The sequence below is a fragment of the Pseudomonas sp. Ant30-3 genome (assembly GCF_000690905.1).
GTDB lineage: Bacteria > Pseudomonadota > Gammaproteobacteria > Pseudomonadales > Pseudomonadaceae > Aquipseudomonas.
Genome location: NZ_JMCL01000164.1, coordinates 1 through 9486, shown reverse-complemented (window position 1 = coordinate 9486; position 9486 = coordinate 1). Strand labels below are relative to the sequence as shown.

Here is a 9486-nt window from a genome sequence, read left to right as displayed (position 1 = left end):
GCATGGATGCGCCATCCACCCGCGTGGCCTCGATCTGAAGTGACGATGCCCGCTTCTCGCAAATACCCCATGGTGCGCCGGACGACAACGGGGTTGGTACCCAAGCATTGAGCCAGGGTTTCAGAAGTGACGGGGCCATCCTGCTCAGCCATGTGCAGCAGTGCATGCAGGACGGAAGACAGGCGGCTGTCGCGTTTCATGTAACTAATGATGTTCTGTTTGAGATCGAATGTCAAGACAGAACGTGAACGTCGGCTGCTGTCGAGCCTTCATGCTTGACATTCAAGACAGTTGCTGACGCCTACGGCCCTGTGGGCCTGCGCGCTGCCGCCTGCGTTCCAGAGGAAAGCCCTACGGGCTATCCCCGCCGCGCTGCGCTTGGCGCCCCCGCAAAGTCCGCATGTCCACCATCGAAGATCCACGCTGCATCTTCGCAACTGCACGGGTGTCCCCGGCCAAGAAACATGGCCGGTCGCGCTGTCGTGCTTCGCATCGAGTCTCGCTGCGCGAGTCTCGCCCCTGGAGGGCTTCCATCGTTCCCTCGCTCCGCTCGGCTGACGCCTACGGCCCGGCTTCCAACTCCGGGCCTGCGCGCTTCGCTTGCGTGCGGTACGGCACACAGGGACGGCCGTTGCCATGTTCAGCCGTCTCCCCTGACTTCATCACCTTGTCCGCGACCGTAGCGCGCTCCCGTGTGCCGTCAAGGCGCGCAGGGCCGTGTCCTCGGCTGCGCCTGCGGGCCGCACCAACCCCGCGCTTGTTTCCTTGACGGCCCTCGTCCTCGCGCTCCTTTGGCCGCGGGCGATGAACTCAGGAAAGACGGTGGCAACAGGGCCAACCGGGTTCCTCGTGCCAACCGCACAGAACAGCCGAAAGGCTGGGCTCCGAATCTAGGAATCCGGTGTGCGGCTTGAACAGCAAACCTCTTTTGTCAGGAGACAGATCATGCAACTCGCATCCCGTTTCGCTTCCCGCTCCCCCTCGCTGCGCAGCGATTACCCGCTGTCCGACGACCAGATTCACCGTGTGGCCCCATCCATTTTTGCGGATGCCCCGCACGAGAGCCGTTCGCAGCGGTACGCATATATCCCCACCGCCGCCGTGCTGACCGAGCTTCGCAAAGAAGGCTTCCAGCCTTTCATGGTGACGCAAACCCGCGTGCGTGACGAAGGCAAGCGCGAGCACACCAAACACATGATTCGCTTGCGCCACGCCAGCCAGATCAACGGCGCGGAGGCCAACGAAATCGTGCTGCTGAACTCGCACGACGGCACCAGCAGCTATCAGATGCTGGCCGGAATGTTCCGGTTCGTGTGCAGCAATGGCCTTGTCTGCGGCGACACCGTGGCCGATGTGCGAGTGCCCCATAAAGGCGACGTGGCCGGTCTGGTCATTGAGGGCGCTTACGAAGTCTTGAGCGGTTTCGATCGGGTGAAGGAATCGCGCGATGCCATGCGCGGCATCACCTTGGACGATGGCGAATCCGAAGTGTTCGCCCGCGCCGCGCTCGCCCTCAAGTACGACGACCCCGACAAGCCCGCACCCATCACGGAATCGCAAATCCTGATGCCGCGCCGCTTCGACGACCGCCGCCCCGACCTGTGGAGCGTGTTCAACCGCACCCAAGAAAACCTGACCCAAGGCGGACTGCGTGGCCGCAGCGCCAACGGGCGCCGCCAGCAAACCCGCCCGGTGCAGGGCATCGACCAAAACATCCGACTGAATCGCGCCCTCTGGCTGCTGGCCGATGGCATGCGCCAGTTGAAAGCCTGAATCCCCACGCGGCAGGGGCAGGCAGCAGCCCTTGTCGCTTTCTTCGCTGCTGCATCCCTGGCCGACCACGCCACGCCGCAAGCGCGTCGTCGCCAGCAATCGCAGAGGCGCGTTCTCGCCTGTCGTTGGCGTATTGGTCTTGCCCGCTTCAGGGCGCAGGCCGGTGCAGCCTTCGTGCGAGGATGCCGAGTCGGCCGCGTCTCCATTCGGAAGCGGGAGGCCTGTGCGTCCTTGTCTTGTTGTGAATCCTGGCGGTGGCGCGGCTGCGCCTTGGGCTTCATGGCCGCAACCTTCCAGCGAAAACAATTTCCCCTGCGCTGCGCGCATTCCTCGCGGGGCAGATTCTTTTCGCTTCCAGGTTCCCCACTGCGTTGCGACCGCTGCGCGGCCAGCCCATCCCCCCGGACGGATCACAACAAGGACGCGATGGGCGCAACCTTGTTCAACCCGAAAGGAGAAATACCATGGCTACCATCGGCACCTTCACCGCAGAAAAAGACGGCTTCACCGGCCAGCTCCGCACCCTGACCCTGAACGTCAAGGTCAAGGTCAAGGTCAACCACGAGACCGCTCCCGACTACCGCCTGCAAGCGGCTGGCCACGACATCGGCGCAGCGTGGAAGAAGACCAGCGAGGCCCGACTCCCCTAAGTGTCCGTGCCCCTGGACGATCCTTCGTTCCTGGCAACGGTCTATGCCCGCCTGATCGAAGGCGAGGACGGCACACACGACATGATCTGGTCGCGCAGGAAGCCCAAGGCGGCCTGACCACCGCCCCCATCGCCCCGTTCTGGCGACGGGGTGCTTCTTATTTGGGCCTAATGCTATTGATTAGCTGGTTCATTTCAGGATTATTTTGAAGTGCTTCTAACATCTTGGGAACATTTTCCGAGGCATGGCGGAGCGTGGCATTGAATCTTTCGTAGTTATCAAGAGCTTCCGAAAAAGTTCCTTTATTTTTCTCGGAGCTAATTGAGAATATGGAACTTCTATTTGCACCGTGAATCCTTTTGCCCTCAGGAACCTTCAAGACCCTACTATCAAAATCACTCTCCAGCACTGTTTCAATGGCATCAGAACAATGGATCTTTAACAAAGATGATATTTTGTAGATTTCAATATAAACAAGCTCGCAAAACTCTTTGGCCTGCTCTATGGTGGGTATTGTGCCCTTGTGGATTACAGCATTGCGAAACTCTATTACTTTGCTGCTTGGCTTATATGCGTCACAAAAAATCAATGAATGCAGAGCCAAAAATGCACCCATCTGACGCTCTGACTGCCTTGACATTGTTTTGAACATGGCATCGTAAAGAGCGTCTTCCATTTTAAGGTGCGTCAGGAATATTTTATTTGCGAATTCAAAAAAACGTTCTAGTGCTGCCGAAAAACTAGCGGAGGCTTCGAGAGTGAAGTTGGCAATTAATGCGTTCGCCCCAGACTCCAAAAGGAGTTCAAATTTCTGCGCCTTTAGAACAATTGCCATGTCATGGCCGTAATCACACTGCACCAATGATATCCGGTCATCAAAAAATTGGGCGTGAAATGGTTTTAAAAGCGGCATGCCTTTTGTCTGCATGCACTCAATACAGGTGGCAAATATTTCCATATGGTGTCTACCTTCTTTTTCGTGGATTGCCGGAGCAATGCTTCAACTGCGTTATGTCCACTATGCTAAATCCACCGATCAACATCGGTCGGTTGCAGTTACTCAAAACCATCTCCGGCAACATCCTTCAGTTCCTGTCGCACCCGCTCCAGAAGCTCGTTGATCTTGCGCTCGCTGTCGCCGGCATACGCCATCGTCATCAGCGTGAGCGGATGAATATCCATCACTTCGCATAGTTCGGCCAGCTTGTTCAGCGTCGGGCTTTTCAGGTCGCGCTCCAGCGAACTTAGATAGGTGCGGCTGGACACGTCCGAGAACGCCTCTTGGCTCAAACCACGTGCTTTCCTGATATTTCGCAACGCATCGGACAACGATGGCTTGAACGCAGTCATTCTGAGCTTTCCCCAAAATCCAGAATGACAACCTGTTGCGCCCTATAGGGCTACAATCTATAGTGTTCATTTTATCTGTTTGTGCTTTTGCTGAAACCCGCATCGGCGGTTTTCTTTAAAAGCGGAGAGCCTGATCCGTGTCTTTCCTGGCTTCCGTGCATGTGCCTTCGTGCCTTTACGCTTTTGCGGATGCGCGGGCTTGCACATCTGTGCTTTCGTGGGAAGGCGCGAAATCGCCTCTGATGCTCCGCACATCCGTGGGAGTGCAGCCATGACCCCGCTCATCACTGCTGACGAGCGCACGCGCCTGCTGATCAACGGCCAAGCCCGCGCTGCCGGGCAAGACATCGATCCGCTGCCTGTGGTGCGTCTGTTCACCCCGGATGCGCATGCCACCTGGCTGCTGGCTTCGCTCGACCCAGCCGATGGCGATACCGTCCATGGGCTGATCGACTTGGGGATTGGCATGCCTGCACTGGGAACGGTGAAGCTGTCTGACCTGGCCGCCATCGTCGGGCCGCGCCAGCAGCCCATGATGCGGGATCGCTACTTCCAGCCGGTACGACGTTTGTCGGAATACCTGCGACTGGCCGAAGACAACGGCTCGATCACCGATTGAGCGCCGCCGCGAAACAGGGCGCACTGTGTCTATTTCGGTCTGGTCTGTGACCCGTTCGGTCTGAATCGGCAGTGTTGCACCGCAGTGGTGCGTGCCTGATCGAAACGGTCATGATGCCTGGCACGGGCTGCGGCAAGCTGACCGACGCGGCATGCCATTGGAGTGCGTTGCCGCCGTCGCACTCGGGCGATTTCAGCAACGCATCGGAGTTCATCGGTCTTGACACTGCCAGTTTACGCTTCACCCATGACGTTTTGACGATGGCCTCGTAGCACGCCGTTTCGCCGTGGCGACGCATCCCCAGCACAGGGAGGTTGCCGCATGGCTGATCGCAGTTCCGAGCCGTGGTATGCCACGGCGGCCTATCTCTATGTTCTGCATCTGGATGGCCCCGCGCTGGCCTGGGAGTACCTGCGCCGTCATCCTGACTATCGGCGCGACTGGCTGCGCCGTCGTCGCCAACCGGATGTTTCCGAGCATTGGGGGCTACGCCTGCTGGAAGATCCCGCCCTGGATGCGCGGGACGCGCATCCGGCCTGGTTCCCCGATCACGATGCCGTGGTACAGCTCTACCCTGATGCCGATCCGCCGCCCGATGCCCTGTGCTTTGAGTTCTGGAAGCTGCCGGGCCACAAACACCTGACCCATGACGGCAAGCGCTTGATATTGGTGGCGCGCTGGCCCGGCTGCTGCCTGCGTTTCGTGCTCGCGCCAGGCTTGGCCGATGGCATGGCTTACGCCTATGCCATCCGGGCCTGCGCCGCGCCCTGCGAACGCTATGCGGCTCTGGCATGCGAATGGAACAAGATCACCGTAGCCGCCGGTGCCGCACCTGCGGCGACCGTCAGGCCACGTCCGCCGCTGTCCGTATTGCTGGAACTGCACACACTTCAGGCACTGGACGCGACCCTGGCGGGCGCGTCCTTGCGCGAGGTGGCCGAAGGGCTGTTCGGCGCGGATGCCGTCGCAGCCGACTGGCACAAAGACAGCGCCTTGCGTGCCCGCGTGCGGCGGCTGGTGCGCCGTGGCGATGCGCTGATGCGCGGCGGCTACCGCCGCCTGGCACAGCTTTCGCCACCGTTGCACTAGGGGGGGACGTTTCTCGTCCCCTGTAAGTCGTCCCTTAGCAAGCAGTCTTGCTTTCTCGAAAGTGCCTCTATCCGGCCGCGTGGTGTGGCCGGGCTTGATGGAGGTACTTCCCATGCGACCCGCTCCCTTGCGGCCTGCCGCCGCTGCCGTCGCTGCGCCTGCGCAGCCCCAACGCTACCTGACCAACGACGAAGCCGCCGAATACCTGCGCCTGTCGCCGCGCACGCTGGAGAAACAGCGCGTGATCGGCGGCGGCCCTAAGTTCCGCAAGTTCGGCCGCCGCGTCATGTACGCGGTAAGCGACCTTGATGCCTGGGCTGACCAGCGCAGCTACGAGGCGACTTCCGACCCGGAATATTCCGAACGCCACGCGGGCGACTACCGTGATGGCCGCTGATCGCTGGCGCGTGGGTGGCCTTCGCCATGTCCAGCCCGCCAGGGCAAGCCTTGCCGCAGCGCGAACAGCTCGACCTGTTCCGCGCGCTGCCGGGCGACATGGCACCACGCGACAGCCAGGACTTGATGGCCTTTCCGTTCTTCTCGCTCGCCAAGTCGCGGCGCACCGCGCCGATCGACTTCCGGGCTGGTGGTATCACCATTCGCGTGGAGGGTACGCAGGAGCACGGCATCGCAACGATATGGGATGCCGACCTGCTGATATGGGCCGCCTCGCAGATCGTGGAGGCGCGCGACGCGGGCCTGCGCCCGTCGCGCTGGATACGCGCCACGCCTTACGAGATTTTGCGCTTCATCGGGCGCGGCACCTCGCTCAACGACTACCAGCGTCTGAAAGCTGCGCTCGACCGGCTGCAATCGACCAGCGTGGCGACTTCCATTCGCGAAACCACAGGGAGGCGGCTGCATCGTTTCTCGTGGATCAACGAATGGCGCGAGCTGGCCGACGCCAGCGGCGTACCGCTAGGCATCGAACTGATCCTGCCGGACTGGTTCTATGCGGGCGTGCTCGACGCCGCCCTGGTGCTGACCATCGACCGGGCCTATTTCCGCTTGAAGGGTGGCATCGAACGCTGGCTGTACCGCTTGGTGCGCAAGCACGGCGGCAAACAGCCGGACGGCTGGCAATTCGATTTCCGGCACCTCTACCGCAAATCGGGCAGCGCGGCGCGCTTCTCGGACTTCGCCTACGACCTGCGCGCCCTGGTGGCGCGGCAGTCGTTGCCGGGCTACGTCCTCGGCATCGAGCGGATGCCGGACGACGGAACGGAGCTGTTGACCTTCCGGCCCGTGCTGCATACGGCACGGGGATAACTCGGGGAAAAGGTGTGGACGGCCTCGTGCTATCAGGAGTACCGGGTATCGTGCTATCGGGAGTACGCCTATCGTGCTATCAGGAGTACGAAAACGCCGGAAAGCCAATAACAGCGCGGGTTTTCGGCCCCTCTAACTTATCTAACAAGAAATACATAACTTTTAGTAGAAGCATGCCGTTTCGGTGGACAACCACGAAACGGCACGGCCAGGCCGGCTTTCCAGCAGGGAGGGCCGCGCCATGATCATCGCGTTTCTCAACCAGAAAGGCGGTGTCGGCAAGACGACGCTCGCCACGCACATCGCGGGTGAACTTGCGCTGCGCGGCCAGCACGTCATCCTGCTGGATGCTGACCCGCAGGGTTCATCCTTGGACTGGACGCAGCGCCGAAGCCAGCAGGGCTTGCCACGGCTGTTCAGCGCCGTGGGCCTCGCCCGCGAAACGCTGCATCAGGAAGCGCCGGAGCTGGCCCGCCGCGCCGATCACATCATCATCGACGGGCCACCACGCATCGCCGCCTTGGCGCGCTCCGCACTGCTGGCGGCCGAGCGTGTGCTGATCCCGGTGCAGCCCAGCCCCTACGACGTGTGGGCCAGTGCCGAGATGGTGGCGCTGATCCATGAAGCGCAGGTGTTCCGGCCTGCGCTGCGCGCGGCCTTCGTCATCAACCGGCGCATCAGTACCACGATCATCGGCCGCGAGGCGCGGCAGTCGCTGGCCGAGCAGCCGCTACCGGCGCTGCACGCTGAGGTGCGCCAGCGCATCGTCTTCGCTGACAGCGTGGCGGCTGGCCGGCTCGCCCACGAAACCGCGCCGGACAGCGCCGCCGCACACGAGATCGCCGTGCTGGCCGATGAACTGCTGCGGTGGCCGACATGACAGCGAAGCCACCACCACGTGCCAGGCGCGTCGGCATCGGCGCACGTCCGCCCGCGAATCCGCACGCCGAGGCGTGGATTCGCCAGGGCGACGCCGATGCGCTGGGTAAAGGCGACCTCTACACGGCCCGCCTGACGCTCGACATTACGCCCGCCATGCGGGCGCGCATCAAAGTGTCGGCCTTCACGCGAGGCGTGACCGTGACCGAACTGCTGCGCGGCCTGCTGGAACGGGAGTTTCCCCCGGAGAACACGCTATGAACACATCCGCTTTGCGTGCGGCGCGCTCGCCTACGGCTGCGCCGCCGCCCGCGCTTTCGACACTCGCCGGCCAGGCCGGCAACGTACCGCTGACGCGCGTGGCGCTGGCTTACATCGAATATCGCTTCAAGCTCTATTTGCGCTTTGGCGAACCGGCGCGCACGCACCAGCTCGACCGCTGGCGGCGCTGCGCCGTGTTCCTGCCGAACGCGGTGTTGTGCCGCATTCGCTGGCAGGCCAACGACTACGGCACGATCCGCTGGCAGCTCATGGTGATGCAGACCGCCACGCCGCTTGATGCCGTGCAGCGCATCCCCGGCGTGCAGCCGGGCGCGCGCCTGCTGCTGCACGCCGAAGGAGATGCAAATGTGCGCGCGGTGCTCGAACGCATCGACGGTATCGAGGCGCTGGGCATCGCACCCGCCGCCGTGTCGCCCGCGTACTGGCGCACGCTCGGCAACCGACTCGTGGCGCGCTCGCCACTACCCGAATACACCGCAGGACGGCACGCCGCCTGGCTGGCCGGGAGGACATTGCCATGACCATGATCCCCACGACCGGCCCAGCGCCGCGTCCTCGCTCGCGCCTGCGCGCTCGCCTCGTACTGGCGGGCCTGTCCGTTTTCGGCTTTGCCGCACTGGCCTGGGCGTCTTTCGGCACACCGCCGCCGCGCGTGATCTACAACCCGTCCGACAGTGTGGCGGTCGGGTGGTATCGCGTCGATCCGTTCGACCCGCGCATCGCCTCGCTGCCCCGCCCGTTGTCCGTGGGCAGCATCGTGCTTGTCCCGCTGCCGGCCGAAGCCGCCGCGTTGGCTGCGCAGCGCGGCTATCTGCCGGTGCGCGTGCCGCTGCTCAAGCGTGTGGGGGCAATGGCACCGCAAGAGGTGTGCATCTCGGACGGCATTGTCTACATCGACGGCGTGCCTGCGGCAGCCGCGCTGCCTGCCGACCGGCTGGGCCGGCCGCTGCCATCCTTGCAGCTTTGCCGACATCTTGAACTGGGCGAGCTGTTCCTGTTGAGCGTGACGAATCCGGCATCGTTCGACAGCCGCTATTTCGGCCCGGTCAGCGCGTCCGCCGTGATCGGCGTTGCGCATCCGGTTTGGCTGGAGACTCGCCCATGATAGCCGCCGATTCGCTGCGCTTCATCGTGCTATCCAGCGTGTCGTCCTGCTGGCCGTCGCCGTGTCGTCGCGCGTGTCGTGCGAACGCATCCGCGCCGCACGTCGCGCAACATCCGGCGCAGCCGTCCAGCGTGCAGGCGTCTTGCCTCGAACGTGCCTGGCCTGCGGCCATTGGCACGTTCGCCGGTGGGCTAGTTGCCAGCACCACAGCGCCACCGGGCCGCCGATGCCCGGAGCGACAGCGAGGGGCAAAGGCGGAAGGCAAGACAAAAGGACGCGGCACCAGGCCGCGTAGAAAGCCTGTCTGCACATGGGGGTGGCGCGGCACGGAGCGGCTTCGCCACCGTGCCGCTTGGGGCGCGAGGCCCGCGCCAATGCAGGCATGTCCCCGTGCTTCGCACGACAGGACACGCCAGAGCTTGCAGGGAGCGCAGCCATGACCGCCCGCCGCGACGACGATTTCCGGGTGC

At 62.9% G+C, this 9486-nt stretch carries 12 protein-coding genes and 1 pseudogene; 10 read left to right on the top strand and 3 right to left on the bottom strand.

Annotated features, from left to right (window positions below; genetic code table 11):
• Positions 1 to 200 (bottom strand): RrF2 family transcriptional regulator (locus tag DU29_RS1000000131955; RefSeq protein WP_152635602.1); only part of this gene is annotated, 200 nt, incomplete at its 3' end.
• Positions 201 to 945: 745 nt separating this feature from the next.
• Between DU29_RS1000000131955 and DU29_RS0127895 the strand changes: the two genes are divergently transcribed.
• Together DU29_RS0127895 and DU29_RS01000000130605 are read left to right on the top strand one after the other, a co-directional pair.
• Positions 946 to 1773: a DUF932 domain-containing protein gene (locus tag DU29_RS0127895; protein WP_028624652.1), complete on the top strand. Its 828-nt coding sequence runs from the start codon at positions 946 to 948 to the stop codon at positions 1771 to 1773.
• Positions 1774 to 2237: 464 nt separating this feature from the next.
• A pseudogene (locus tag DU29_RS01000000130605) lies at positions 2238 to 2540 on the top strand (DUF736 domain-containing protein).
• A 40-nt stretch (positions 2541 to 2580) separates the two neighbouring features.
• On the opposite strand, the gene DU29_RS1000000131020 reads toward DU29_RS01000000130605, so the two are convergent.
• Both DU29_RS1000000131020 and DU29_RS0127880 read right to left on the bottom strand, forming a co-directional pair.
• Positions 2581 to 3381, bottom strand: coding sequence for a hypothetical protein (locus tag DU29_RS1000000131020; protein WP_050483199.1), 801 nt, complete (start codon positions 3379 to 3381; stop codon positions 2581 to 2583).
• A 98-nt stretch (positions 3382 to 3479) separates the two neighbouring features.
• A complete protein-coding gene (locus DU29_RS0127880) occupies positions 3480 to 3773 on the bottom strand; it encodes a helix-turn-helix domain-containing protein (RefSeq protein ID WP_028624651.1) in 294 nt (97 codons plus the stop codon).
• Positions 3774 to 4044: 271 nt separating this feature from the next.
• Here DU29_RS0127880 and DU29_RS0127875 point away from each other — a divergent pair, with 271 nt between their 5' ends.
• The 8 genes from DU29_RS0127875 to DU29_RS0127835 all read left to right on the top strand — a co-directional run bounded on the left by DU29_RS0127875 (position 4045) and on the right by DU29_RS0127835 (position 9016).
• Positions 4045 to 4392: a DUF2958 domain-containing protein gene (locus DU29_RS0127875; protein WP_028624650.1), complete on the top strand. Its 348-nt coding sequence runs from the start codon at positions 4045 to 4047 to the stop codon at positions 4390 to 4392.
• 321 nt (positions 4393 to 4713) lie between these two features.
• Positions 4714 to 5481: a DUF2285 domain-containing protein gene (locus DU29_RS0127865; RefSeq protein ID WP_028624649.1), complete on the top strand. Its 768-nt coding sequence runs from the start codon at positions 4714 to 4716 to the stop codon at positions 5479 to 5481.
• A gap of 127 nt (positions 5482 to 5608) precedes the next feature.
• Positions 5609 to 5878, top strand: coding sequence for a helix-turn-helix transcriptional regulator (locus tag DU29_RS0127860; protein ID WP_442961332.1), 270 nt, complete (start codon positions 5609 to 5611; stop codon positions 5876 to 5878).
• A gap of 26 nt (positions 5879 to 5904) precedes the next feature.
• A complete protein-coding gene (locus DU29_RS0127855; protein ID WP_033051047.1) occupies positions 5905 to 6750 on the top strand; it encodes a replication initiator protein A in 846 nt (281 codons plus the stop codon).
• A 241-nt stretch (positions 6751 to 6991) separates the two neighbouring features.
• Positions 6992 to 7630: a ParA family partition ATPase gene (parA, locus tag DU29_RS0127850; protein ID WP_028624646.1), complete on the top strand. Its 639-nt coding sequence runs from the start codon at positions 6992 to 6994 to the stop codon at positions 7628 to 7630.
• Positions 7627 to 7890 (top strand): hypothetical protein, encoded by a 264-nt coding sequence (locus tag DU29_RS0127845; protein WP_028624645.1) that lies wholly within the window; start codon positions 7627 to 7629, stop codon positions 7888 to 7890. The genes parA and DU29_RS0127845 overlap by 4 nt, the downstream gene beginning before the upstream one ends.
• Before the next feature lie 11 nt (positions 7891 to 7901).
• On the top strand, positions 7902 to 8432 hold the full coding sequence (locus tag DU29_RS0127840; protein WP_442961331.1) for a DUF2840 domain-containing protein: 531 nt from the start codon (positions 7902 to 7904) through the stop codon (positions 8430 to 8432).
• Complete coding sequence (locus tag DU29_RS0127835; RefSeq protein ID WP_028624643.1) at positions 8429 to 9016, top strand: S26 family signal peptidase; 588 nt, start codon at positions 8429 to 8431, stop codon at positions 9014 to 9016. Before DU29_RS0127840 ends, DU29_RS0127835 begins: the two co-directional genes overlap by 4 nt.
• Positions 9017 to 9486: the final 470 nt, after the last annotated feature.